Here is a 24592-nt window from a genome sequence, read left to right as displayed (position 1 = left end):
CGGGGAATGAGGCCGGGTGAGCGGCAGGTAAGGTGGTGGACGGAATTATGACTGTCACCAGGTATGTGACCGTCTTCACCTTTGTGTAAGGAGCACACCACCCGTGAGTGAAACAGCACTGGACGCCGGCAACGGAATCGGAAACCCGGAGGTCACCGGCACCACGGTGACGTTCACCGTTCCCGCCGGAGAGTCCGCCGGTGCGGCCATGCGCCCCCTGGACCTGCCGAACAAGGGGCCGGAGGCGATCGTCTGTGTGAAGGACGCCGAGGGCAACCTCCGCGACCTGGCCTTCACTCCGGACACGGACACCGAGGTCACCGCGGTGCCGGCGAACACCGAAGAGGGGCGTTCCGTCATCCGCCACTCCTGCGCCCATGTGCTGGCACAGGCGGTGCAGAAGGACTTCCCCGGCACGAAGCTCGGAATCGGCCCCGCGATCCAGGACGGTTTCTACTACGACTTCGAACCGGCCGAGCCGTTCACCCCTGAGGATCTGAAGCGTCTCGAGAAGACGATGAAGAAGATCATCAAGTCCGGTCAGCGCTTCGAGCGGCGCACCTACCCCTCCGTGGAGGCCGCCCGGCAGGACTACCTCGACGAGCCTTTCAAACTGGAACTGGTCGACGACAAGTCGCGTGGTGACATCCCCGAGGGGGACGCCTCGGTCGAGGTCGGCGAAGGTGAGCTCACGGCCTACTCGAACGTGAACCCGCGCACCGGCGAGGTGGAGTGGTATGACCTGTGCCGTGGTCCCCATGTCCCGACCACCAGGTACATTCCCGCGTTCGCCCTGACCCGTACCTCGGCGGCGTACTGGCGCGGTGACCAGTCCCAGCCCGGACTGCAGCGCATCTACGGGACCGCATGGGAGTCGAAAGAGGCTCTCGACGAGTACCAGACGATGCTCGAGGAGGCGGAGAAGCGGGACCACCGGCGTCTCGGCGCCGAGCTGGACCTGTTCAGCTTCCCCGACGAGATCGGCTCCGGTTTCCCCGTCTTCCACCCGGACGGTGCCACCGTGCGTATGGAGATGGAGGAGCATTCGCGCCGGCGTCACATCGCCGCGGGCTACTCCTTCGTCAACACCCCGCACATCACCAAGGGGGACCTGTTCAAGAAGTCCGGGCACCTCGACTGGTACGCCGACGGCATGTTCCCTCCGATGAAGCTGGACGAGGAGCGGGACGCCGACGGCAACATCACCCGCCAGGCCGTCGACTACTACGCGAAGCCGATGAACTGCCCGATGCACAACCTCATCTTCGCCTCGCGGGGCAGGTCGTACCGTGAACTGCCGTTGCGGTTGTTCGAGTTCGGCACCGTGTACCGCTACGAGAAGTCCGGTGTGGTGCACGGGCTGACCCGTGCCCGCGGATTCACCCAGGATGACGCCCACATCTACTGCACGGAGGACCAGCTGCAGACCGAGCTGACCACCGTGCTGGAGTTCATCGTCTCCCTGCTCAAGGACTACGGTCTCGACGACTTCTACCTGGAACTGTCGACGAAGGACCCGAACAAGTACGTCGGTTCCGACGAGGTGTGGGAGAAGGCGACGGACACCCTGCGCGAGGTCGCCGAGCGGTCGGGACTGGACCTGGTCCCTGACCCGGCCGGCGCGGCCTTCTACGGCCCGAAGATCTCCGTCCAGGCCCGCGACGCCATCGGCCGTACCTGGCAGATGTCCACGGTGCAGCTGGACTTCAACCTTCCGGAACGATTCGACCTGGAGTACACGGCCCCCGACGGTTCCAAGCAGCGCCCGGTGATGATCCACCGCGCCCTGTTCGGTTCGATCGAAAGGTTCTTCGGCGTCCTGCTGGAGCACTACGCCGGTGCCTTCCCCGCATGGCTGGCCCCGCACCAGGTCACCGGCATTCCGGTCGCCGACGAGTTCATCCCGTACCTTGAGGGGGTCACCGCGGAACTGCGGGGTCACGGCATCCGCGCCGCAGTGGACACCTCTGACGACCGGATGCAGAAGAAGATCCGCAACCACACCACGGGCAAGGTGCCGTTCATGCTCCTCGCCGGGGCACGGGACGTCGAAGCCGGTGCGGTGAGCTTCCGCTTCCTTGACGGCACACAGGTCAACGGGGTGCCGAAGGAGGACGCCGTGCGGATCATCGCCGAGTGGGTGTCGTCCCGCCGGAACGATCAGCCGACCGGGGAAGCCGTTGACGCGCTCCGCTGACGGCCGGCCTGGTACGGTGACCGACCACGGGGCAGGTGTCGGTGACCGTCTGACCAGGCTGTGGGCCCCCTACAGGTCACTGTATGTCGCCGAGCAGACCCGTCCGGAGGACCCGTTCGTGGACCTGCCCTCGGGCAGTGACGAGGACGGGCTGATCGTGGCGCGGGGGCGTGAGGTGTTCTGCATTCTCAACCTGTACCCGTACAATCCTGGTCACATGATGGTCATCCCGTACCGGAAGGTCGCCTCCTACGAGGACCTCACGGACTCGGAGACCGTGGAGTTCTCCGCGTTCACGGCGAAGGCGGTGCGCGTGCTGCGCCGGGTCTCGGACCCGGACGCCGTCAACATCGGCATGAACCTCGGACGGGCGTCAGGAGGGTCGGTTCCCGGCCACCTGCACCAGCACATTGTCCCGCGGTGGACCGGTGACGCGAACTTCATGACGGTGATCGGCGGGACGAAGGTCCTGGTCCAGGCGCTGGCGCAGACCAGGGAGCTGCTGGCGTCAGCATGGCAGGAACTTGACGAAGGTGCAGAGGAGACAGAGTAATGCTGAGTGTGCGCGGACGGCGTCCCGCGGCGGTGGTGGTTGAACCCGTCGCCCGGAGACTGGTGTCCTGGGGGGTGACTCCGAACACGGTGACGATCGTCTCGACGACCCTGGCCGTGGTGCTGTCAGTCGCACTCATTCCCACCGGCTGGCATTTCCCCGCCGCCGTACTGCTCGGCATCGCCGTGGCCAGTGACATGATCGACGGGACAATGGCCCGGATGAGCGGGGGAGGTACCCGATTCGGCGCCACCCTCGACGCCACCTGCGACCGCATCACCGACGGCGTCCTGTTCGGGTGCATCGCCTGGTGGATGGCCTTCCAGCACGACCACGAACCGTACCGGGGACTGTTCGCCTGTGCTCTGGTGATCATGGTCGCCAGCCAGGTCACCTCCTATGTCAAGGCTCGGGCCGAGGCGTCGGGGATCAAGGTCGACGGTGGTCTGATCGAACGTCCGGAAAGACTGATCATCGGTCTGGTGGCACTGGGGTTGTCCGGTCTCGGCGTCCCCTACGTCCTCGGCGGCGGACTGATCATCCTCGCCGTCGGGTCGGTGTACACCGTGGTCGAGAGACTGGTCATCGTCGCCCGCTCCAGTCTGGCGCAGGAGACCATCGCAGCGCCGACGGGGGCGAAGGAATTTCCGGACGCCGACATCCCGGAGCGTTAGCCGGCGCCCGAACCGTGTGCGCCCCACCATCCTGAGCACGAGAGGACCTCACGCGTGACAGATCCCGAACGTCCGACCCTGTCGGAGAGACTGACGTCCCTGGCCTACCGGGCCGGCTGGACGGTGGTGCGCAGAGTCCCCGGACCGGTCGCGGCCAAGGCCTTCCAGATCATCGCGGACGTTGTCTCCGACCACGGCCGAGGGCCCGAACAGCTGCGGGCGAACCTCGGCCGGGTGGTGGGGGACGCCAACGTCACCCGGCGCCTGGTGCGGGACTCCATGCGCTCCTACATGCGCTACTGGATGGAGGCCTTCCGACTGCCCTCCATCGCCGGGCCTGAACTGGCCCGGAAACTGGACGCCGGATTCGACCCGGAGGACATCAGACGCTTCGTCGCCGCCCGTGACCGGGGACGCGGAGTGGTCCTCACCCTCCCGCACTCGGGAAACTGGGACATGGCGGGGGTCTGGCTGGTCAACACCTTCGGCCAGTTCACCACGGTGGCCGAGAGACTGAAGCCGGAGAGCCTGTTCGAGGCTTTCGTGGAGTTCAGGGAGTCCCTCGGATTCGAGGTTCTTCCACTGTCCGGAGGGGAACAACCGCCTTTCGGGCGTCTGCGCGAGGTCCTGCGGGCAGGTGGTGTGGTGTGCCTGATGGGGGAGAGGGACCTGTCCGGACACGGTGTCGAGGTCGACTTCTTCGGTGAGCGTACGAGCATGCCTGCCGGCTCCTGCCGTCTGGCTCAGGAGACCGGCGCCGCGGTGATGCCGGTGCACTCCTACTTCACCGGGGACGGCTGGGGCTTCGTCATCGACGAGGAGATCGACAGTTCCCTGCCGCTGGAGCAGATGGTCCAGGTACAGGCGGACCGCTTCGCCGAGAACATCGCGGCGCATCCCTGTGACTGGCATCTGCTGCAGCCCCTGTGGTTCAGCGACCTGTCCGAGTCCAGGCGCAGGCGCCTGGGGCTGGAGGACACCCGGCCGTGAAGATAGGGATGGTCTGCCCGTATTCCTTCGACGAGCCCGGCGGGGTGCAGATCCACGCCATCGAACTGTGCGAGGAACTGCAGCGCCGTGGGCACGAGGTCAGTCTCATCGGCCCCGGCAGTGACGCCGCGGACGTGCCCGACTTCGTCGAGTTGGGAAGAGGGGTCGTCTCGATCCCGTACAACGGTTCAGTGGCCCGGCTGGCCTTCGGCCCGCGCACGTGGCGGCACCTGCGCCGCTGGATCGGTGAGCACGACTTCGACCTGGTCCACATCCACGAACCGAACTCCCCGAGCTACTCGATGATCACCCTGGCAGAGGCTGACGGGCCGCTGGTGGCCACCTACCACGCCTCGGCGAGCGGGTCGCGGGTACTACGGACCTTCCTGCCCGTGCTCAGGCCGTACCTGGAGAAGATCCACGCGGGCATCGCGGTGTCCGAGGAGGCCCGTCGGTGGCAGGTGGAGATGCTGTCAGGGGATCCCGTCCTCATCCCCAACGGGGTGGACACGGCGATGTACCGGTCCGCCGAACCGATGCCGGAACTGGACCCCGACCGGCCCCGCCTGATGTTCCTCGGCCGGTTCGGGGAACCGCGCAAGGGGTTCCCCGTACTTCTGCGGGCGCTGCCCCGGATACTGGCGGCTGTGCCGGATCTGGAGGTCGTCGTCGCCGGCGGCGGGGATGTCACGGAGCTTCACGAGGTGCTCCGACGGGAGGGCGTCTCCCGGGTCGGTGACGGCAGCACCCGTCCCACTGTGAGGATCCTGGGCAGGGTCAGTGACGCGGACAAGGCTGCGGCACTCGCGGCGTCCGACGTCTATGTCGCACCGAACACCGGTGGTGAGAGTTTCGGCATCGTCCTGGTCGAGGCGATGGCCGCCGGTGCGGCGGTGGTAGCCAGCGACATCCCCGCTTTCGCCGCGGTCACCGACCGTGGTCGGGCGGGAAGACTGTTCGCCAACGGTTCGTCCCGGGATCTGGCGAGGACGGTCGTCGAACTGTTCTCCGATACCGGGGGGCGCCGTGAACTGACGGTCCGGGGGACGCGGCGTGCCCGGGACTTCGACTGGCAGACCGTGACCACCAGGGTCGAGCAGGTCTACGAGACGGTGGTCACCCCCGGCAGGAAGGTTGTGCCGTCATGATTCCCGGGTGGCTTCTTGTCGCGGTGGTGGCCGTCGCGGTGGTCGTGGTGGTCGGTATCTGGTTGTCGGGACTCGCTTCCCGGCTCAACCGTCTGCACATCCGGACTGATTCGGCCCGGGTGAATCTGGAGGGTGCGCTGCAGGCCCGTGCCGCGGTGATCGGGGTGCTGCGGCCGGACCTGCTGCCGGCGGTCAGCCGGGCCGGCGGGCTGGCACTGCGTGCCGAGGACATGGGTGCCAGGTCGGACGCCGAGAATGTGCTGCTGCAGGAGCTGGACCGGGAGGACATCGCGAGCCCGTCGTTCGTCGCCGCGTCGACGAAGGTCGATCTTGCCGCCCGGTTCTACAACGATGCCGTGGGGGACACCCTGGGGCTCCGGTCGCGTCCGGTGGTCAGGGTGTTCCGTCTGGCGGGGTCGGCACCCTTGCCCGCCTACTATGAGGCGATGTCGGTGGGGGACAGTTCGCAGTAGTCGTGGTGACGGATCCCGCCCGCGGCTTCCCAATTTTGGCCTAGGCCATTATCATCTCCCGGGTAGACGGGAAAGGAACTGTCCTAGGACAATCCGACGGTGTGTGGAAGAGCATGCCCCGGATCCGGCGGTCCCCGGTACCGGACGTGCGTGACCTGCAGACACAGTCAGACACAGTCAGGCACGCACAGAATCCCAGACACCGACAGTGAGGACCATCGCGATGGGCGAAAGCACCCAGACCACAGGAACCGGACGCGTCAAGCGCGGGCTGGCCGACATGCTCAAGGGCGGCGTCATCATGGACGTCGTCACCCCCGATCAGGCGAAGATCGCCGAGGACGCCGGAGCCACCGCCGTGATGGCACTTGAGCGGGTCCCCGCCGACATCCGGGCGCAGGGCGGGGTCTCCCGTATGTCCGACCCGGACATGATCGAGGGGATCATCGACGCGGTGAGCATCCCCGTCATGGCCAAGGCGCGCATCGGCCATTTCGTCGAGGCGCAGGTGCTCCAGAGCCTCGGCGTGGACTTCATCGACGAATCCGAGGTCCTCACTCCCGCCGACTACAGCAACCACATCGACAAGTTCGGGTTCACCGTGCCTTTCGTCTGTGGTGCGACCAATCTCGGTGAGGCCCTGCGGCGCATCAACGAAGGCGCGGCAATGATCCGGTCCAAGGGAGAGGCCGGTACCGGGGACGTGTCCAACGCGGTGACGCACATGCGCACCATCCGGGCCGAGATCAACCGCCTGCGGTCCATGGCCCCCGATGAACTGTACGTGGCGGCCAAGGAGCTGCAGGCACCCTATGAACTCGTGTGTGAGGTGGCCGCTGCAGGTAGACTCCCTGTGGTGCTGTTCACCGCGGGCGGGATCGCCACTCCGGCCGATGCCGCCATGATGATGCAGCTCGGGGCCGAGGGAGTTTTCGTCGGCTCCGGAATCTTCAAGTCGGGTGACCCGGTCAAGCGCGCGAAGGCGATTGTCCAGGCCACCCTCAACTACGATGATCCGGCCGAGATCGCCAAGGTCTCACGGGGCCTGGGCGAGGCGATGGTCGGAATCAACGTCGACGAGATTCCGCAGCCGCACAGGCTGGCGGAGAGAGGCTGGTAAACAATGACGTCCACCGAACCGGGACGACGGGACGCACCGACGCAACGGCGTCCCCGGATCACCGATGTGCTCGACCTGGAGCGCATCGACACCGGGATCTACCGCGGGCAGGTCATACCCTCCGCGTTGAGCCGCACCTTCGGTGGACAGGTGGCGTCCCAGGCCCTCGTGGCCGCGACCCGCACAGTCGGCCCGGAGTACCGGGTGCACTCGCTCCACGGCTACTTCGTCGGCCCCGGTGACTCGGACCGTCCGATCATCTTCCTCGTGGAGAACGTCCGTGACGGCAGGTCCTTCCGGGTCCGGTCGGTCAAGGCCGTGCAGGACGGACGCACACTGTTCCTCATGCAGGCCAGCTTCCACGTCCGTGACGACCACGGCCCGGAGCACTCCAACACGATGCGCAAAGTACCCCGTCCGGAGGACATCGTCCAGGATCTGTCGGACACCCGGCCGTCGACCCGGGCGTTCGCCAAGGACTGGGAGGACTGGGACATCCGCATCGTGCCCCCGGACCAGTTCGACCACGACCCTTATGCGGCGTCCCAGCAGGTGGTGTGGTTCCGCTCCCGGCTTCCCCTCCCGGACGACGAGACCTTCCACATCTGCACCCTGGCGTACATGTCCGACATGACCCTGCTGGGATCGGCGACGGTTCCCCACCGTGGTGAGGAGGTCCAGGAGGCCTCCCTGGACCACGCCATGTGGTTCATGCGGCCGTTCCGCGCCGACGAGTGGCTGCTCTACGACCAGACGTCGCCGTCGGCGCACGGAGGTCGGGCGTTGACCACGGGCAGGATCTTCAACCAGCAGGGTGACCTGGTCGCTTCGGTGACCCAGGAGGGGCTGACCCGCACCCTTGCTCCGGGCAGGCAGGCCATGCCTCTCAAGGAGACCGGCCGGTGAGGGTGCGGCGGGTCGGTCTGCAGGACGCCACGGGACAGCGGGCCGGAGACCCGGCCGACACTGCGGAGGTCACAGGTTCTGCGGTCTCCGCACCGGCCCCGCACACGCTGATCGGTGTCCTGGCGGTGCAGGGAGGGGTCTCCGAGCATGAGCGTGCACTGCGTAGCCTCGGTGTGGAGACCAGGCTGGTCCGTCGACGCAGCCAGCTCGACGGTCTGGACGGGCTCGTGCTGCCGGGCGGGGAGTCAACGACCATGTCGAAACTGCTGGAGATCTCCGGAATGATCGGACCACTGCGTGGCCTGCTCGCCGAGGGGTTGCCCGCCTTCGGCACCTGTGCAGGACTGATCATGCTGGGTTCGGAGATCCTGGACACCCGCGAGGACGCCCTGTGTCTCGGAGCACTGGATGTGTCGGTGCGCCGTAACGCCTTCGGCCGGCAGGTCGATTCCTTCGAGACTGATCTGCAGGTCACAGGAATCACAGATGTCACTGCCGACCCTGCCGGCACGACCGACCCTGCCGACCTGCCTGCCGCCGTGGCCGGCCGGCCTGCCCCGGTCCATGCGGTGTTCATCCGGGCTCCGCGGGTCGAGAGGGTGGGAGAGGGGGTCGAGGTCCTGGCACGGGTGGACGACAGAACCGCCGGCGTCTCCGACGGTGCCGTTGTCGCGGTACGTCAGGGCTCTGTCCTGGGGATCTCCTTCCACCCGGAACTGACCGGGGACACCCGGATGCACCGCCTGTTCCTCGAATCTGTGGCGTCCGGTCCCGGCTCCGCCTGACCCTGTGGAAGGGTGTGCGGTGCACGGGTGGAATACCGTCACCTGTCGACGGGAAACAGGCGGGGGTGGACTACTATGGTGACGACAGAAATCGACCGAGGAAGAGCAGGTATCCGATGAGCGGCCACTCGAAATGGGCGACGACCAAGCACAAGAAGGCTGCGAACGACGCCAAACGCGGCAAGGAGTTCGCGAAGCTGATCAAGAACATCGAGGTCGCAGCCCGGACCGGTGGTGGTGATCCGTCGGCCAACCCGACGTTGGACGACATGATCAAGAAGGCCAAGAAGGCCTCCGTGCCCAACGACAACATCGAGCGCGCCCGCAAGCGCGGCTCCGGTGAGGAGGCCGGCGGCTCAGACTGGGAGACCATCGTCTACGAGGGTTATGGACCCAACGGTGTGGCCATGCTCATCGAGTGCCTGACGGACAACCGCAACCGTGCGACGACGGATGTGCGCACCGCGATGAACAAGAACGGGGGCAACATGGCGGACGCCGGATCGGTGTCCTACATGTTCAACCGCAAGGGTGTCATCATCCTGGACAAGGGCGACAACACCGAGGACGACCTTCTGATGGCGGTCCTCGATGCCGGCGCCGAGGAGGTCAACGACCTCGGTGACAAGTTCGAGGTGGTCTGCGACCTCGCCGACCTCAGCACCGTGCGAGCTGCACTGACCGAGGCCGGCATCGACTACGATTCCGCGGACCCGGACTACCGGGCCGAGGTCGAGGTGCCCCTGGACGCCGACGGTGCGAGGAAGATCCTCCGCCTGATTGACGCGCTGGAGGAATCGGACGACGTCCAGGACGTCTACACCAACATGGACGTTTCTGACGAGGTCCTCGCAGAACTCGACGCGGAGTGACCAGAGCGACTTAGTCCCGGGGTCGGCACGGGAATGGCCCGGGACCGGCACGGAACTGCCCCGGGGTCAGGGGGCCTCTCAGCCGAAAGGCCCGCCGATGACGAGCATGACAGCGAAGATGACGAGGACGCCGCCTCCGAGAACTCCTGCGGCGAGCCGAGGGTGACCGGTCAGCGGTGCGGTCAGGGGGTTGTCCGCACGCCAGTCACCGTCGAGGGCACCGGCCTTCGCCGAGGAGCGTTCGAATGGGACGGTGCAGAACGGCAGGACGGCACTGGCCAGACCGACGAGACCGCGCAGCGGTGACCAGCGGTTGTTCGCCCACACGAGGACCGTCAGGACAATGAAGCTGATGAAGGCCAGGCCGTGGACAGGACCGGCGATCTTCACCCCGACTTCGGTGACGACGAAAGCGTACTTGAGGAGCATGCCGAAAATGAGGAGTGCCCAGGTCACGGCCTCGATGTCGGCGACGATGCGGTAGATCTTCTGTGGTTTCATCGGGACATGATCCTACCCGAGGACCCTGAGGAGTCCACCTGCCCTGTAAGTGACGTTCACCTCACGGGGATATCGCACACCTGTGCTATGATCGCCGGCGGTGGTGCAACGGTACGGAAGTGGAGATCATGGTGGCTGAACTGCAGGGACTGCGGGTGATGGGCATAGACCCGGGCCTTACCCGCTGCGGGCTGTCGGTGGTCCAGGGCGGTCACGGCCGGTCGGTGCTGCCGGTGGCGGTCGGTGTGGTCCGTACCCCGCATGATGCTCCGTTGTCGGTCCGGTTGCTCAGGTTGTCCTCCGCCGTCGAGGAGTGGATGGACGACTACCGCCCGGATGTCGTGGCGATTGAGCGGGTCTTCGAACGTGGCAACGTCTCCACCGTGATGAACACCGCCCACGCTGTCGGTGTCCTCATGCTCGCGGCCGCCCGACGTGGCCTGGAGGTGCACCAGTACACTCCCAGCGAGGCGAAGAAGGCCCTGACCGGGAACGGTCGCGCAGACAAGCGCCAGATGACCAGCATGGTCACGCGGATCCTGGGGCTCGCTGAACCTCCGAAGCCTGCGGACGCCGCCGATGCCCTCGCCCTCGCGGTCTGCCACTGCTGGCGTGCCCCGTTCATCGCGCGCACCGCAGAACTTGGACAGGCTTCCCGGGTGCGCGGCGGGACAACACCTGAAAAGACGAGGAGTGGACGTCGTTGATCGCATCCCTGCACGGAACGGTGCTTGACAAGGGAACGGACCACGTGGTCATTGAATGCGCGGGGGTCGGCTACCTGTGCCAGGCAACGGCACGGACCCTGGCGGGTCTTCCCAGAGGGGAGACGGTCAGGGTACTGACCTCCATGGTGGTCAGGGAGGATTCCCAGACCCTGTACGCCTTTCCGGACGCTGCGAGCAGGGAACTGTTCACCCTGGTGCAGAGTGTGTCCGGCGTCGGGGCGAGGATGGCGATGGCCCTGCTGTCCGTGCTCACCCCGGTGGAGATCGCCGCAGCCGTCGCGGAGGGTGACGTGAAGACCCTCCAGCGGGCCCCGGGGGTGGGCAAACGTCTCGCCGAACGCATGGCGGTGGACCTGAAGGGCAAACTGGACGCCTACGCCGGACCTGCGGTACCCCGCAGGGAGACCCCGGCTGTCGCGGAGGGGATCGACCCGGTGGTCCGGGACCGGGTTGTCGAGGCACTGTCGGGGCTCGGTTTCCCGGAGGAGCGGTCATCGGAGGTGGTCGCTGCCATGGCAGACGAGGATCCGGGGGCGGCGTCCGACGCCTCGGCCCTTCTGCGGGGCGCACTGGCCCGGCTCGGGCGAGAACAGTAGCGGAAGGAGACGGGCATGGGAGACATCGAGAGGACCGAGTTCGATCTCGGAGGGATGTCAGCTGGTGGCGTCCCCCCGTCGGGTGCGGGGCCGAACGCTGACCTGTCGGCTGCGCAGCTGCCGGATGACGGGGACGCCGAACTGTCGTTGCGTCCCCGGTCGCTCGGGGAGTTCATCGGTCAACCCAAGGTCCGCAGTCAGCTTGACCTGGTGCTCGGCGGTGCCCGTTCCCGTGGAGTCGTCCCTGACCATGTCCTGTTGGCGGGACCGCCGGGTCTGGGCAAGACCACCATGGCGATGATCATCGCCCAGGAGCTCGGTACCGCCTTGCGGATGACCTCCGGCCCTGCCTTGGAGCGCGCGGGGGACCTGGCCGCGATGCTGTCGAACCTCATGGAGGGCGATGTCCTGTTCATCGACGAGATCCACCGGATGGCACGTCCGGCCGAAGAAATGCTCTACATGGCGATGGAGGATTTCCGGATCGACGTGATCGTCGGCAAGGGCCCGGGGGCGACGTCCATCCCCATCGAGCTTCCCCCGTTCACCCTCGTCGGCGCGACGACCAGGGCGGGAATGCTCACCGGGCCGCTGCGGGACAGGTTCGGTTTCACCGCGCAGATGGAGTTCTACGGGACCGCCGACCTGACCAGGGTCGTCACCCGTGCCGCCCGTATCCTCGACGTCGATATCACCGCGGACGCCGCGGCCGAGATCGCCTCACGGTCCCGGGGAACGCCGCGCATCGCCAACAGGCTGTTGCGACGGGTCCGGGACTACGCCGACGTGCGTTCTGACGGCAGGATCACGGTGGAAGTCGCCAGGGCTGCCCTGGTGGTCTTCGACGTCGACGAGCTGGGTCTGGACCGGCTGGACCGGGCGGTGCTCGATTCCCTGGTGCGTGTCCACGGTGGAGGACCTGTCGGGGTGAACACCCTGGCCGTGGCGGTGGGGGAGGAACCGTCCACCGTCGAGGAGGTGTGCGAGCCCTACCTTGTGCGTGCCGGCATGGTCGCCAGGACCGCCCGTGGACGGATCGCCACTCCAGCGGCGTGGCGTCATCTCGGGCTGGAACCGCCGATCCCGTAGTTGTCCGGCGGGAAAAGAAAAACAGCCCCGGCCGCGTCGCGTCAGTGAACGGCGTGAACCCTGTCTGCGGGCCTCCGGCGGGTCTGTGGCAGACTGGCCCGCATGGAATTCATTCTTCTCATACTCGTCGTCCTCGTTTTCCTGGGCCTGCCGCTGCTGCAGATGAGGAAGCAGTCCCGGCAGATCGGGGAGATACGGTCCTTCCAGTCCAGTCTGACCCCCGGCATGGTCGTCCAGCTGACCTCCGGGCTTCACGGACGGATTGTCTCGGTCGGTGAGACCACCGTGGACATCGAGGTCTCACCCGGGATCGTCACCACCTGGGAGAGGGCCGCAGTCCTCAAGCTCGTCGACGCCGTGGACCCCGGAACAGCTGAAGCCGACCACCTCACCGGTGCCGCCGACTTCGACGGTGGAGTGGGCCGGGTCCCCGACGACCTGTCCTCACTCGACACCGGCACCGCCACAGGAGCCGCAGGTTCCGGCACCGGCGACCGTGGTGACTCCGCCGACAGTGACCGGGGCACGGGGAACACAGACGGGACAGACGGCTCACACGGGGGCGGGACGGGCGGCAACGACGGCGACGACGAGGACAACGACAACCGGCGTTGACCCCGCCACCGGGGGACCGGCTGTGGTCTCCTGCCAGGATGAGGGTCTAAACTCTCCGGGGTTGCCCGTACTTCACCACCGGTGGCGTGCGCGGCCTCGTGTCCGCAGTCCTCTCGAACCCCAGGAGAAACAAGCGTGAGCTCAACGGGTGCAGCAGCCGCCAGGGCGAGGAAGTGGCCCGTCAAGGCACTGTTCTTCTTCCTCGCCCTCGTGGTCGTCATCTACAGTCTGGTCTTCTTCACCGGAGACAGGAAAGCCGAACCGAAACTCGGCATCGACCTGCAGGGCGGCACCCGAGTCACGCTGGTGCCCCAGGGCGGCAACCCCTCCGACTCCCAGCTGGAGCAGGCCCGTCGGATCCTGGAGAACCGTGTCAACGGCATGGGGGTCTCCGGGGCCCAGGTCGTCACCGACGGCGACACCCTGGTCATCACTGTCCCGGGGGAGGACTCCTCCCAGGCACGCTCCCTCGGCCAGACCTCGCAGCTGCTGTTCCGCCCGGTGGGTACCGGAAGCAACCCCGACGGCAAGCTTTTCGGAACCCTCACCGACATGGCGAACCGCTGGGTGGAGAACGGTATTCTCACCGTTGACGAGGCGAACACCCACCTGTCGGACGCGACAACGAATCTCAAGGGCGCGCAGGGAATCACCGTCCCGGACAAGGCACCCACCGTCACCGTGAAGGCACCCGAGCCTCCGGCGAACTCCATCGAGGAGACCGACCGTCGCAACGAGATGGTCGAGGTGCTGAAGACCGACCGGCAGTCCACCGACCCGAACACCCAGAACTCCGCTGCCCTCCTGCTGGCCTGTGACGCCCCCGACGATCCTCTGGCCGGCGCCGACGACCCCGCGAAGCCGCTGGTGACATGCAGTGACGACGGAAGTCCGATGCTGCTCGACCCGGCTCCGCTGCTCAAAGGTGAGACCGACGGCCCCGATGCCCGTCGCCTGACCGGTGACATGATCGACCCGAACTCCAACATCTTCGGCGGGCTGGACAGCCAGACCAACCAGATGGTCGTGACCTTCGGGTTCAAGCAGGGGGCCTCCACCCCCGGCAGTGAGACCTGGGCGGACCTGACAACCCAGTACATGGGCAGCCAGATCGCGATCACCCTGGACAGCCGGGTGATCTCCGCTCCGACGATCCAGAGCCCCACCCCGGTCGGTCAGGGGACCCAGATCACCGGTGACTTCACCGAGCAGGAAGCCAGAGACCTCGCCAACAACCTGAAGTACGGTGCACTCCCGTTGAGCTTCACCGGTGAGAACGGGGAGAAGGGCGGCACCGCCGAGACCATTTCCGCGACGATGGGCTCGGCGTCCCTGAAGGCCGGTCTCATCGCCGGTGCCATCGGCCTGGCCATCGTGGCGGTCTACGCCCTGGCCTACTACCGGGGTCTCGGCATCATCGCCCTGCTGTCCCTGGTGACCTCGGGCATCCTGATCTACGGCGGTCTGGTGCTGCTGGGTCGTTGGATCAACTACAGTCTCGATCTCGCCGGTGTCGCCGGTCTGATCATCGGTATCGGTACAACGGCGGACTCTTTCGTCGTCTACTTCGAGAGGATCAAGGACGAGATCCACAGGGGTTCGACCTTCCGTTCCGCTGCGCCGCGAGCGTGGAAGCGGGCACGTGCGACGATCATCACCGGTAACGTGGTGTCCCTCGTGGCGTCCCTGGTGCTCTACTTCGTCGCTGTCGGCAACGTCAAGGGCTTCGCCTTCACTCTCGGACTGACCACGGTGTTCGACGTGGTCATCGCCTTCCTCGTCACTGCTCCGCTGGTGATCCTGGTCTCCCGCAGGGAGGCTTTCGCCAGCCCCCGCCTCAACGGACTGCATTCCGCGTTCCGTGCCGCGGAGAGGCGCAGGGCCCGTGAGAGTGCAGCTGCCACGGTCTCGTCTGACGGGCAGAAGGACACGCCCGTCACCGACGGGCAGAACGACACGGGGGGCGCCGACACCCCTGCCACGGACAAGGACGCCACCACCGGAGAGGAGAAGTGACCATGGCCAAGACCACATCAACCCTCAGGCCGGCCGGCTTCATGGAGCGGATGTACAACGGTGAGGGCGGATTCGACATCGTCGGCACCCGTCGCCGGTGGTACTGGATGTACGCCCTACTGTGCGTGGCGTGCGTCGCCGTCATCGCCGTGAAGGGCTTCACCCTCGGCATCGACTTCGAGGGAGGCACGAAGATGTCGATGCCTCCGTCGAACGGTGCGACAGAAAGCTCCGTCTCCGAGACCTTCGAGGAAGCCACGGGGGTGGAACCCCAGTCCACCCAGATCGTCGGCTCGGGGGACTCCAGAATCATCGAGGTCACCGCAGAACGTCTCACCGACGATCAGATCCGGGACGCCCGGGTCGCGCTCTACGACCGTTTCACACCGGTGGACAACAGCGGCACCCCCAGTCCGGACGCGATCAGTGACTCCACCGTCTCGGAATCGTGGGGCCAGTCGATCACCCAGCGCATGCTGTTGGGCATGGTGGTCTTCCTCGCGGTCGTCTTCGTCTACATCACCATCCGTCTGGAGAGGGACATGGCGATCTCCGCGATCGTCAGCCTCGTGCTCGACGGTGTCGTGGTGGCCGGTGTGTACTCCCTGGTCGGTTTCGAGGTGTCCCCGGCGACTGTCATCGGCCTGCTGACGATCCTGGCGTACTCCCTGTATGACACGGTCATCGTCTTCGACAAGGTCCACGAGAACACCCAGGATGTACTGAGTTCCACCAGATCCACCTACGGGGAGCAGGTCAACCTGGCGGTGAACCAGACGATCATGCGTTCGTTGAACACTTCCCTGTTCTCGGTCATACCCATCGCAGCGCTGCTGGTCGTCGCGGTGTGGCTCATGGGTGTGGGAACCCTCAAGGATCTCGCCCTGGTGCAGTTGGCCGGTGTGGTCGCAGGTACGGTCAGCTCCATCTACTTCTCCGCACCCCTGCTTGTGACACTGAAGGCCCGTCAGCGCCGCTACCGGGACCATGACGCCCGCGTGGCCCGTGCCCGGGAACTCGCTGCAGTCGGCGGGCCCGCCCCGGTGCCTGCCGGTGCAGTCTCAACCGGTGCCGGTGCCGCCGAGCCGGCGACCTCCGCAGCGCCCTCCGTTCCGGCAGATGGGGCGGACCTTCCCTCCGGGGACACTGCCGGCGGGGACGCCCCGGTCGACCTGTCGGGTGAGAACACCGGGGCACGCAAGGTGTCCCGGCCGCACCACGGCCCCGGGGCCCCGGAGGCCGACCGTGACCGGGGACGCTCGTGGCGTCCCGGAATGTGACAGGGAGGGGTACCGTGACAAAGGTTGCGCGTCGGCACGGAACAGTCGTTGGCGGCGTCCACGCCCTGCGGGGAGCCGCGGCCGTGGCCGTGGCGGTGGCGGCAGCGGCCGTGACAGTCTCGTGCGGCACGGACGGCGAGGACGGGGCCACAACGGAGGAGGACTTCACCTATGTCCTCGACAGCACACCTGTGACCACTAACGCGGCGTCCTCCACCGGTGTGGTGACGGACGCGGCGAAACTGTCCGCCAGGCTGTACCCCGGGGCTTTCATCCCGGGGCCAGGAAACAGGCTCCTGCCGAACACGGACCTGGTCACCGCGACCCCGGAGGACGGCAACCCGGACGCCGTGGACTACGTCATCGCCGACACCGCCACCTACTCCGACGGTGCGCCTGTGGTCTGTGACGATTTCCTCCTGTCCTGGGTCGCCGCACACCGGACCGATCTCTTCGCCTCCGACCCCGGCCTGATGACCCGTGTCCGCGACATCAGCTGCGTGGCGGGGGAGAAGAAGTTCCGGGTCGACTTCGATGCGGGCGCCGGACAACGGTACCGCGAACTCTTCGGGCCCGGGGAGGTTCTTCCCTCGCACACGGTGGCCTCGGCCGCAGGGGTGCCGGATGTCGTCGACGCAGTGAACACCGGGGACCCCGACGCGCTGGCCGCCCTGGGACGGTCCTGGACGTCGACTTTCGACCTGGCGACGACTGACCCCGCCACCGTGCCGACCTACGGTCCGTTCCGGATAGAGGCCCGGGAAGGTGACGGGGCGCTGCTGCTCAGTGCCAACCCTGAATGGTCGGGAGACCGTCCGGGCATCGACCGCATCGTCGTCACCGGTGGTGGTGACCTGGCACGCGCGGTCAACGGAACCGCGGACGTGGTGGACGCCGCAGTCCGCCCGGGCCAGCCCACCGACGCAGATCTGGCGGCGGCCGGGTTCACCGTGGACCGGACGACAGGCAGCAGGATCGACGGCCTGACCCTGGCCACAGACGGTGTTTTCGCCACCGCCGACAACCGCCGGGCCTTCACCCGGTGCATCGACCGGGACGCCGTCGTCGCGGCGGTCGCCACGTCCACGGGTGCCAAGGTCGCCCCGGGGACGCTGCGGGTCGCGGGGCCGGGCAGTCCGGCGGCCGAGGCATTGACCCCGCCCGCCACCGCAGACAGCAGCTACGATCCCGCCGCGACGAGGGCGGTCCTCGGCGGGGTGAGTGTCCGTGTCGGTTTCCCCGCGGACCGGCCGCGCTACGCCGCGGAGGTGGAGGCGGTGACGACGTCGTGTGCTGCGGCAGGGGTGACGGTGGAGGCCGTCCAGCTTCCCGCTGCGGCCTTCGACCTTCCCGGTGTGCTGGGGCGTGACGTCGACGCCGTCCTGGACACGAGGACAGCCTACGGGCGTAACCCGTCGGTGACGGCGTCCCCGGTCTCGACGGTCTCCCAGATCAGGGAGGCCGAGCAGGCTCTGGCACAGGAGGCCGCGACAGTGCCCCTGTCGGTTGAGCCGCGGCTGACGGCCGTGGCAGGTACGGTGACTGACGTCAGTGATTCGGGAACGGACACGGGGCTGAGCTGGAACATGGACCGGTGGATCTCCACCGACCATCCGGTCACCGACAGTGCCGCTGAAGGCGAGGAGGACGCGTGACCGCTGCAGAGATCCCGGCAGGGGCTGACGCCCGGTGGGCGCTGAAGACCCTGACCCGTTTCGTGCCCGACTACCCGGCACCGGGGATCGTCTTCCAGGACCTCACCCCGGTTCTCGCGGACGCCCACGGCTTCCGCCTCATCGTCAATGACCTGGCGGACGCGTGCGGTCCGTGCCGTCCGGATCTCGTCGGCGGCCTCGATGCGCGTGGTTTCCTGTTGGGTTCTGCTGTGGCGGTGGAGCTGGGGGTGGGCATCCTGGCTGTCCGTAAGGCGGGCAAGCTTCCGCCGCCGGTGCTGCACGAGGAGTACGCCCTGGAGTACGGTTCGGCGGCGTTGGAGATCCCCGCGGAAGGTCTAGAACTGCAGGGGAAGAGGGTTCTGCTGGTCGATGACGTTCTGGCGACCGGAGGTACGTTGGCGGCGTCCCGGCGGCTGATTGAACGGGCCGGCGGTTTGGTGTGCGGGGTGGCTGTCGCTCTGGAGGTCACCGAACTGGACGGGCGCAGCAGATTCTCCGATCTGCCGTTGTACGTGGTCTCTGCAGGCCGATAGGTGCCCTTGTTGCCGGTCGGGGCCGCTGTGCCGTTACTCTTACAGCACACGCATGTACCTGCGTGACCAGATCCCCGGCACGCAGGTTGGACGACCGGTGCGGGGTGACACCCCGGGAGAGTTACGGTGAGGCATGAGTAACGAGAAGAACTCGCTGTGGATGGCGGCGCGGATCGCGCGCAGTCTCACCGGCAGGAGCCGGATCAATCCGGTGCTGGGTCCTCTCATCGCGGTGCACCGCCGCTACCATCCGAAAGCGGACATCGAGCTGCTCGACCGGGCGTACACGACCGCGGAGAAACTGCACGAGGGTGTGCTGCGGAAGTCCGGGGAGCCGTACATCACCCATCCTCTGGCGGTGGCGAACATTGCCGCGGAGATCGGCATGGACACCACGACCCTGGTTGCCGCGCTGCTGCACGACACGGTGGAGGACACGGACTACTCCCTGGAGGACCTGACCCGCGACTTCGGTCCCGAGGTCGCCCAGCTTGTCGACGGGGTGACGAAGCTGGACAAGGTGGCCCTGGGGTCGGCCGCCGAGGCCGAGACGATCCGCAAGATGATCGTGGCGATGGCCAATGACCCGCGGGTGCTGGTGATCAAGGTCGCCGACCGGCTGCACAACATGCGGACGATGCGTTTCCTGCCGCCGGAGAAGCAGGCGAAGAAGGCGAGGCAGACACTGGAGGTCATCGCCCCGCTGGCGCACCGGCTGGGTATGGCGACGATCAAGTGGGAGCTGGAGGACCTGTCCTTCGCGATCCTGTACCCGAAGAAGTACGAGGAGATCGTCAGGCTTGTCGCCGACCGGGCCCCGAAGCGGGACCAGTACCTGGCGAAGGTGATCGACGAGATCCAGGCGACGATGAAGGAGGCGCACATTGTCGCCGACGTGGTGGGCCGGCCGAAGCACTACTGGTCGATCTACCAGAAGATGATCGTCCGGGGCCGCGACTTCGACGAGATCTTCGATCTGGTGGGGATCCGTATCCTGGTCGACGATGTCCGGGACTGCTACGCGGCCGTCGGTGCGGTGCACTCGCTGTACCAGCCGATGCCGGGAAGGTTCAAGGACTACATCTCCCAGCCGCGTTTCGGGGTGTACCGGTCACTGCACACCACGGTGCTGGGACCGGACGCGAAGGCCCTGGAGGTGCAGATCCGCACCCACGAGATGCACTACCAGGCGGAGTACGGCATTGCCGCCCACTGGCGGTACAAGGAGACGAAGGGGTCCCACAAGGGGGACAATGCGGAGGTCGACCAGATGGCGTGGATGCGCCAGCTGCTGGACTGGCAGAAGGAGGCCGCCGACCCGAACGAGTTCCTGGATTCGTTGCGTTACGACCTGTCGACGAACCAGATCTTCGCTTTCACGCCGAAGGGGGACGCCATCACCCTGCCGGCGGGGTCCACCCCGATCGACTTCGCCTACGCGGTGCACACGGAGGTGGGGCACCGGTGCATCGGGGCGAAGGTCAACGGCAAACTGGTGGCCCTGGAGACTGAGCTCCACACCGGTGACAAGGTCGAGGTGTTCACCTCGAAGGACGCCCATGCGGGCCCGTCGAAGGACTGGGAGAAGATCGTGGTCTCCCCGCGGGCGCGCAACAAGATCCGGGCGTGGTTCAATAAGGAGCGTCGGGAGGAGTCCCTGGAGAAGGGGAGGGACGCCCTGGCGCATGAGGCGCAGCGCACGGGTATCCCCCTGCAGCGCCTGGTCACTGCTGAGGCCTTGAAGACGGTGGCGACGTCCCTGCACCGTGACAGTGTGGACGACCTTTACACTGCCGTGGGCTCGGGTGGTGAAACGGCGGGGCATGTGATCAATCTCCTGAAGGAGATCTACCAGGGTGACGCAGGGGAGGATGTCGACGACATCCCGGAGACGAGGACGGGGGGGCAGCGTCAGTCGACACCGCAGCAGGCGGTGAAGGCGGGGCGTGGGGACGGCTCGGGGATCCTGGTGCAGGGTAACGCCGATTTCTCGGCGAAGCTGGCGAAGTGCTGTACCCCTGTGCCAGGTGACGAGATCTTCGGTTTCATCACCAAGGGCGGTGGGGTGTCCGTGCACCGGACGGACTGCACCAATGCCGCGAAGCTCCATGCCGAACCTGAGCGGTTGATCGAGGTGGAGTGGGCCTCGAACGTGAGCAATGCCGTGTTCATGGTGACCCTGCAGATCGAGGGCCTGGACCGGACGGGGCTGCTGTCTGAGGTGACCCGGGTGGTCAGTGAGCAGAAAGTTCCGATCATGGCGACGAGCACCCATGTCTCCGAGGACCGGGTGGCGGTGTGCCGGTTCACCTTCGAGGTCTCCGACATCAAGCAGCTGGGGTACCTGATGAACCAGCTGCGCAATGTTGAGGGAGTGTTCGACGTGTACCGGGTGACCGCCGGGGGTTAGGGCGCGGTCAGTGCAGCCACCGGCGCTGTCGGATGTACCCGCTCGGGGTGATCCCGAGGACCTCTCTGAAGGTCTTCGTGAGCCCGGTGGCGTGTGAGTATCCGACCTTTCTGGCGGCGGTGCCGACATTCTCACCACGGTCGAGCAGTTTTCGGGCGGCGTTCACGCGGAGGCTGGCCCGCCACCGTGGGAAATGATCCCCGGTGACGGTGGTGAAGGTCCTGCTGAGTTCGTCGAAGTCCACGTTGAGCGCTTCGGACCATTCCCTGAGACTGCGGTTGTCTCCGGGATCGTCCTGAATGGCCATGGTCATCGCCCTTATGGCTCCGAATATACCTTTGTGCACGGCGTGTTCCTGAAAGTCGCCAGCTCCGAGACCGTCAACTAAATCGCTGTCGTGGAAGTCAAGTGGGCGCAGGCCTGTGTTGTACGCGACAGCCTGGTAGATCAGATAATCATCAGGCATTGTGGCGGGGGTGGAAGTTTCTGAAGGAAGTGGAGTGCCGTGTTCCACGCCGTGAGCTGTTCGATCGGAAATCGGGAGAAGTAGTGAATTCGGTGCGGTAGTTAGGGAGTTCCGGACCCCGGCCGGTATCAAGAGGGTATCACCCTGCTTCATTTCCACGGAGTGACTTCCGAGTGTGACGTGCGCACTTCCCCGGTACAGCCACAATCCCACGTGGAAGGAATTGATTCGTTCCCAGGTCGCGGAAGCAGGAAGAGGAGGTGGGGTAGTCCACGCACCTGTACCATGGTCACCGTTCTGGCCACCGAACCTACAGAGCTCCTGAAGAAAGCGCGACAGGGTAGTCGGGTCAGATCTCTCAGTGACGTGCGGACCGGTAGCTCGGATGAACTGTTTAGGTGTGCAACCCGTTTCCTGGCGAAATATCCGAATGAGACTCGATGCGGACTGCAGTCCCACGGCATGGCTGGCCCAGCTGACGTCGGCTCCCGCAGCGAGGTACGCCACGGCGGCGTTGACACGGGCTCGCTGACGCCATCTGGCGAATCCAAGCCCAGTCTCTTCGGTGAACTGACGTTGCAAAGTGCGGCTACCCACCGCGAACAACTCCGCGAATTCGTCGAGTGTCCGGTTGTCCGCTGGAGTCCGTAGGAGAACTGTGGCCACGGACGACACCTCCGGGGATATCGGAAGCGGGAGGGAGATGACTGGTCTCTCGGTGTCAGGCTGTGAGATCGACGAGGCCAGTCCCACCGGACTGCTGTCGGCTCCGTGCGCTCCCCGCAGGTAGCCGAGCTGCTGGGCAAAGTGCCAGAGCAGCCAGTTCTCCCACTGTCCTGGTACCGCGATCACCGAGACCCCGGTGTGACTCTCCTGTCGATGGGGGTGGGGAACCATCAGCGGGATCGCAACCGACCCGGTAGCGGTGTGGACGGAGTGCCGGATTCCCGCAGGAATGACCACGAGGTGACCTGCACGGATGCGGTGATTCTCTGGTACGCCGCGTAACTCGATGCTGACGTCGGCCAGCCCGGTTCGCACCCAGAGAAGCACAGTGCTTCTGGGGTTGATGACGTCTCGGATGTGACAGGGAGGGGTTTCGAAGATTTCCGGCGGTGTCATAGCTATCGGTGTAAGAGTCTGGCGGAATCGGGAAACTGCGTTGTCGAAAGCAAGCTTAGTCTAACCATCGTCTCTCGGTGAAGATGGCCGGTAAGGGCTCGGTGGCACACTCAGGGGTGGCAACCACCAACGCCAACGGCTCTTCGCCTCCGATGTGCCGGATGTCTCCAGATCCGGATAGGCCTTGATGGAGGTAAAAATTGACCACATCCCTCACCCGCACCCCACTGACCCCGGCATGGCGCGAGGAGGTGACCGTCTTCAGCGATCACGTCATCCTCTTCGTCGCGGAGGGGTCAGCCCGGGTCATGGTCGATGAACTCGCGATGAACATGTCCGACGGGGAGGCACTCTGGATTCCGCCGGGATTCACCGTGGATCTGGTGGAGACCTCCGCCGGGGGTGTGGTGCTCCCAGTCTTTATCCCGACGCAGTTCTACCAGGAGGGGCCGGTGAGGGTGCACCGGGAACAGGTGGCTCAGGACATCGTGGAACGTCTCCTCGGACTCTACTCACGTCAGCAGGCGGGAGACTGGGAGAAGTCCATTCAGCAGCAGTTCTTCACCGGACCTCTTCCCGCGGTGCGGGAGGGAGGGGCGTGGAGTGGACTTCCCCCGATGCCCAGGGCGCTCACCCAACGCAAGCTGGCCCGGGACTGCCTGACGGAGGTGGGTTTCGAGGTCCATGACGGGGAACCCGTTGCGTCCTCCCGACCGGCGCTGCGCAGCCATGACCGCCAGTATCGCTTGCAGACCGGATGCGGGCTCAGCTACTGGTGCGATCGGGTGCGGTGCTTCAGTGCGCTGCGTAAACTCTCCTACGGCTGGGATCTGGAGGAGACCGCAGCAGCCGCGGGATTCGAAGATCTCCGGGGGCTGCACCGGGTGATCCGCAGAGAGGTGGGATTGTCGCCCCTGCAGGCACAGGACATCGAAGTGATGTCGCGGGAGCGGCTCGAGCAGGGTGCCGTAGATCTCCGGGGACCGGTGGCTGAATTCTTCTCGGGCATTCCCGACGCGCCTGCCGCGCGCACCTACTCGACCGTCAATGACTACCATGCGTTGATCTGGGTTCGCCGAGGTAGCGGACGGCTGCTGCTCAACGGATCATCCATGAATCTGCACGAGGACGATCTGCTGTGGATCCCTGGTGGGATCTGGCACCGAATCGATGTTGACCAGGGAGGGGTGATAGTTCCTGTCTGGCGACGGGACTGGAATCAGCCCATGCGCAGACAGAACATGATTCCGTTCCCACGTGGGACATTCCCCGCGCAGACTCTCCTCTACTGTTCGATGGCCCAGTTCACCGGGCTCGGCCCGTACAGGGTTCCGACACGCGAGCTGGACAGAATTCTGCCAACGCCGCCGAATGATCATCTGGCAAGCGACCCTATCCTGGATTACCTCCGGACTCAGCCGATGCGGAATCCGGAGACTCAGGAATCCATGGCTGAATCTTTCGGTTGGACTGTTCCAGACTTCATGATCCGTTTTGAGAGATCAATAGGTCAGTACTACTCTGACTGGCGATTGGACCGCCGTAACACCCAGGTACGGAGAGCGGTGCGATCTACCTTCCATGAGATGCGTGAGCTCGCGGTTGAAATGGGGTACAGCTGTGCTCCGGCGTACACGCGGAGTTTCAGGAACGGTCACGGCGGTGAGGCTCCTTCTACCTACCGGGAGCGGCACGACCACCGGTGGATGGCTTCCTCCGAACGGTGGTGAAAAAGGATAAGTAGCGGTGGCCAGCGCGACACCACGCGACCGTGCTGGATCTAAAATCTATGGAAAACCCCGCTCCGGCCTCGGTGCCGGATTCACGGATCAGGAGTACAGG

At 65.9% G+C, this 24592-nt stretch carries 22 protein-coding genes and 1 pseudogene; 20 read left to right on the top strand and 3 right to left on the bottom strand.

Annotated elements, in window-relative coordinates; translation table 11 throughout:
- The first annotated feature begins 208 nt into the window (after positions 1–208).
- The 10 genes from thrS (at position 209) to E0E18_RS02560 (ending at position 9718) form a co-directional block, all read left to right on the top strand.
- Positions 209–2197, top strand: a complete 1989-nt coding sequence (thrS, locus tag E0E18_RS02605; RefSeq protein WP_237559784.1) for a threonine--tRNA ligase — start codon at positions 209–211, stop codon at positions 2195–2197.
- The gene (locus tag E0E18_RS02600) at positions 2181–2750 is read left to right on the top strand and encodes an HIT family protein (RefSeq protein WP_066588550.1); all 570 of its coding nucleotides are present in this window, start codon (positions 2181–2183) and stop codon (positions 2748–2750) included. Before thrS ends, E0E18_RS02600 begins: the two co-directional genes overlap by 17 nt.
- Positions 2750–3424: a phosphatidylinositol phosphate synthase gene (pgsA, locus tag E0E18_RS02595; RefSeq protein ID WP_130839262.1), complete on the top strand. Its 675-nt coding sequence runs from the start codon at positions 2750–2752 to the stop codon at positions 3422–3424. Before E0E18_RS02600 ends, pgsA begins: the two co-directional genes overlap by 1 nt.
- 54 nt (positions 3425–3478) lie before the next feature.
- A complete protein-coding gene (locus tag E0E18_RS02590; protein WP_130839261.1) occupies positions 3479–4414 on the top strand; it encodes a phosphatidylinositol mannoside acyltransferase in 936 nt (311 codons plus the stop codon).
- Positions 4411–5562 (top strand): glycosyltransferase family 4 protein, encoded by a 1152-nt coding sequence (locus tag E0E18_RS02585; RefSeq protein WP_066588575.1) that lies wholly within the window; start codon positions 4411–4413, stop codon positions 5560–5562. The genes E0E18_RS02590 and E0E18_RS02585 overlap by 4 nt, the downstream gene beginning before the upstream one ends.
- Entirely contained in the window at positions 5559–6035 is a 477-nt protein-coding gene (locus E0E18_RS02580) for a hypothetical protein (protein WP_110481368.1), read from the top strand. The genes E0E18_RS02585 and E0E18_RS02580 overlap by 4 nt, the downstream gene beginning before the upstream one ends.
- Before the next feature lie 223 nt (positions 6036–6258).
- Positions 6259–7155, top strand: a complete 897-nt coding sequence (pdxS, locus tag E0E18_RS02575) for a pyridoxal 5'-phosphate synthase lyase subunit PdxS (protein WP_066589922.1) — start codon at positions 6259–6261, stop codon at positions 7153–7155.
- 3 nt (positions 7156–7158) lie between these two features.
- Complete coding sequence (locus E0E18_RS02570) at positions 7159–8061, top strand: acyl-CoA thioesterase (RefSeq protein ID WP_066588588.1); 903 nt, start codon at positions 7159–7161, stop codon at positions 8059–8061.
- 107 nt (positions 8062–8168) lie between these two features.
- On the top strand, positions 8169–8846 hold the full coding sequence (pdxT, locus tag E0E18_RS02565; RefSeq protein WP_130841148.1) for a pyridoxal 5'-phosphate synthase glutaminase subunit PdxT: 678 nt from the start codon (positions 8169–8171) through the stop codon (positions 8844–8846).
- A gap of 116 nt (positions 8847–8962) precedes the next feature.
- Positions 8963–9718 carry a YebC/PmpR family DNA-binding transcriptional regulator gene (locus E0E18_RS02560; protein WP_066588591.1) on the top strand — a complete coding sequence of 252 codons (756 nt, stop codon included), beginning with the start codon at positions 8963–8965 and terminating at the stop codon, positions 9716–9718.
- A 78-nt stretch (positions 9719–9796) separates the two neighbouring features.
- Here E0E18_RS02560 and E0E18_RS02555 read toward each other — a convergent pair whose 3' ends face one another.
- Positions 9797–10219, bottom strand: coding sequence for a DUF3817 domain-containing protein (locus E0E18_RS02555; RefSeq protein WP_130839260.1), 423 nt, complete (start codon positions 10217–10219; stop codon positions 9797–9799).
- Positions 10220–10347: 128 nt separating this feature from the next.
- Here E0E18_RS02555 and ruvC point away from each other — a divergent pair, with 128 nt between their 5' ends.
- From ruvC to E0E18_RS02510, 9 genes are all read left to right on the top strand, one after another.
- The gene (gene ruvC, locus E0E18_RS02550; RefSeq protein ID WP_202616683.1) at positions 10348–10926 is read left to right on the top strand and encodes a crossover junction endodeoxyribonuclease RuvC; all 579 of its coding nucleotides are present in this window, start codon (positions 10348–10350) and stop codon (positions 10924–10926) included.
- Positions 10923–11543 carry a Holliday junction branch migration protein RuvA gene (ruvA, locus tag E0E18_RS02545; RefSeq protein WP_066588597.1) on the top strand — a complete coding sequence of 207 codons (621 nt, stop codon included), beginning with the start codon at positions 10923–10925 and terminating at the stop codon, positions 11541–11543. The genes ruvC and ruvA overlap by 4 nt, the downstream gene beginning before the upstream one ends.
- Positions 11544–11558: 15 nt before the next feature.
- A complete protein-coding gene (ruvB, locus tag E0E18_RS02540; protein WP_130839259.1) occupies positions 11559–12632 on the top strand; it encodes a Holliday junction branch migration DNA helicase RuvB in 1074 nt (357 codons plus the stop codon).
- A gap of 102 nt (positions 12633–12734) precedes the next feature.
- The gene (gene yajC / locus E0E18_RS02535; protein WP_110481372.1) at positions 12735–13247 is read left to right on the top strand and encodes a preprotein translocase subunit YajC; all 513 of its coding nucleotides are present in this window, start codon (positions 12735–12737) and stop codon (positions 13245–13247) included.
- A 135-nt stretch (positions 13248–13382) separates the two neighbouring features.
- On the top strand, positions 13383–15263 hold the full coding sequence (gene secD, locus E0E18_RS02530) for a protein translocase subunit SecD (protein ID WP_130839258.1): 1881 nt from the start codon (positions 13383–13385) through the stop codon (positions 15261–15263).
- A gap of 2 nt (positions 15264–15265) precedes the next feature.
- Positions 15266–16543 carry a protein translocase subunit SecF gene (secF, locus tag E0E18_RS02525; RefSeq protein WP_130839257.1) on the top strand — a complete coding sequence of 426 codons (1278 nt, stop codon included), beginning with the start codon at positions 15266–15268 and terminating at the stop codon, positions 16541–16543.
- Positions 16544–16557: 14 nt separating this feature from the next.
- On the top strand, positions 16558–18198 hold the full coding sequence (locus E0E18_RS02520; protein WP_237559602.1) for an ABC transporter substrate-binding protein: 1641 nt from the start codon (positions 16558–16560) through the stop codon (positions 18196–18198).
- Positions 18195–18752, top strand: a complete 558-nt coding sequence (locus tag E0E18_RS02515; RefSeq protein ID WP_130839256.1) for an adenine phosphoribosyltransferase — start codon at positions 18195–18197, stop codon at positions 18750–18752. The genes E0E18_RS02520 and E0E18_RS02515 overlap by 4 nt, the downstream gene beginning before the upstream one ends.
- A 133-nt stretch (positions 18753–18885) precedes the next feature.
- Positions 18886–21162, top strand: coding sequence for a RelA/SpoT family protein (locus E0E18_RS02510; RefSeq protein WP_130839255.1), 2277 nt, complete (start codon positions 18886–18888; stop codon positions 21160–21162).
- Positions 21163–21169: 7 nt separating this feature from the next.
- Here the strand turns inward: E0E18_RS02510 and E0E18_RS14110 are convergent, their stop codons facing one another.
- Positions 21170–21628: a helix-turn-helix domain-containing protein gene (locus tag E0E18_RS14110; protein ID WP_237559601.1), complete on the bottom strand. Its 459-nt coding sequence runs from the start codon at positions 21626–21628 to the stop codon at positions 21170–21172.
- Positions 21629–22021: 393 nt separating this feature from the next.
- Positions 22022–22525, bottom strand: a pseudogene (locus E0E18_RS14440) (helix-turn-helix domain-containing protein); the annotation flags it as partial.
- Positions 22526–22950: 425 nt separating this feature from the next.
- On the opposite strand from E0E18_RS14440, the gene E0E18_RS02500 reads away from it, so the two are divergent.
- Positions 22951–24480, top strand: a complete 1530-nt coding sequence (locus tag E0E18_RS02500) for an AraC family ligand binding domain-containing protein (protein ID WP_130839253.1) — start codon at positions 22951–22953, stop codon at positions 24478–24480.
- The last annotated feature ends 112 nt before the right edge of the window (positions 24481–24592 follow it).

Origin of the sequence: Corynebacterium neomassiliense (assembly GCF_900626215.1) — a bacterium.
Classification (GTDB): domain Bacteria; phylum Actinomycetota; class Actinomycetes; order Mycobacteriales; family Mycobacteriaceae; genus Corynebacterium; species Corynebacterium neomassiliense.
This window is presented reverse-complemented; position numbering and strand designations above follow the sequence as displayed.

What these genes read in the sequence shown, in the direction of transcription:
- ruvC (WP_202616683.1), top strand. Translation starts at nt 10,348, where the DNA reads ATGGTGGCTGAACTGCAGGGACTGCGGGTGATGGGCATAGACCCGGGC.
- thrS (WP_237559784.1), top strand. Translation starts at nt 209, where the DNA reads ATGCGCCCCCTGGACCTGCCGAACAAGGGGCCGGAGGCGATCGTCTGT.
- pgsA (WP_130839262.1), top strand. Translation starts at nt 2,750, where the DNA reads ATGCTGAGTGTGCGCGGACGGCGTCCCGCGGCGGTGGTGGTTGAACCC.
- ruvB (WP_130839259.1), top strand. Translation starts at nt 11,559, where the DNA reads ATGGGAGACATCGAGAGGACCGAGTTCGATCTCGGAGGGATGTCAGCT.
- secF (WP_130839257.1), top strand. Translation starts at nt 15,266, where the DNA reads ATGGCCAAGACCACATCAACCCTCAGGCCGGCCGGCTTCATGGAGCGG.
- pdxS (WP_066589922.1), top strand. Translation starts at nt 6,259, where the DNA reads ATGGGCGAAAGCACCCAGACCACAGGAACCGGACGCGTCAAGCGCGGG.
- yajC (WP_110481372.1), top strand. Translation starts at nt 12,735, where the DNA reads ATGGAATTCATTCTTCTCATACTCGTCGTCCTCGTTTTCCTGGGCCTG.
- E0E18_RS02570 (WP_066588588.1), top strand. Translation starts at nt 7,159, where the DNA reads ATGACGTCCACCGAACCGGGACGACGGGACGCACCGACGCAACGGCGT.
- E0E18_RS02555 (WP_130839260.1), bottom strand. Translation starts at nt 10,219, where the DNA reads ATGAAACCACAGAAGATCTACCGCATCGTCGCCGACATCGAGGCCGTG.
- E0E18_RS02510 (WP_130839255.1), top strand. Translation starts at nt 18,886, where the DNA reads ATGAGTAACGAGAAGAACTCGCTGTGGATGGCGGCGCGGATCGCGCGC.
- E0E18_RS02580 (WP_110481368.1), top strand. Translation starts at nt 5,559, where the DNA reads ATGATTCCCGGGTGGCTTCTTGTCGCGGTGGTGGCCGTCGCGGTGGTC.
- E0E18_RS14110 (WP_237559601.1), bottom strand. Translation starts at nt 21,628, where the DNA reads ATGCCTGATGATTATCTGATCTACCAGGCTGTCGCGTACAACACAGGC.
- E0E18_RS02560 (WP_066588591.1), top strand. Translation starts at nt 8,963, where the DNA reads ATGAGCGGCCACTCGAAATGGGCGACGACCAAGCACAAGAAGGCTGCG.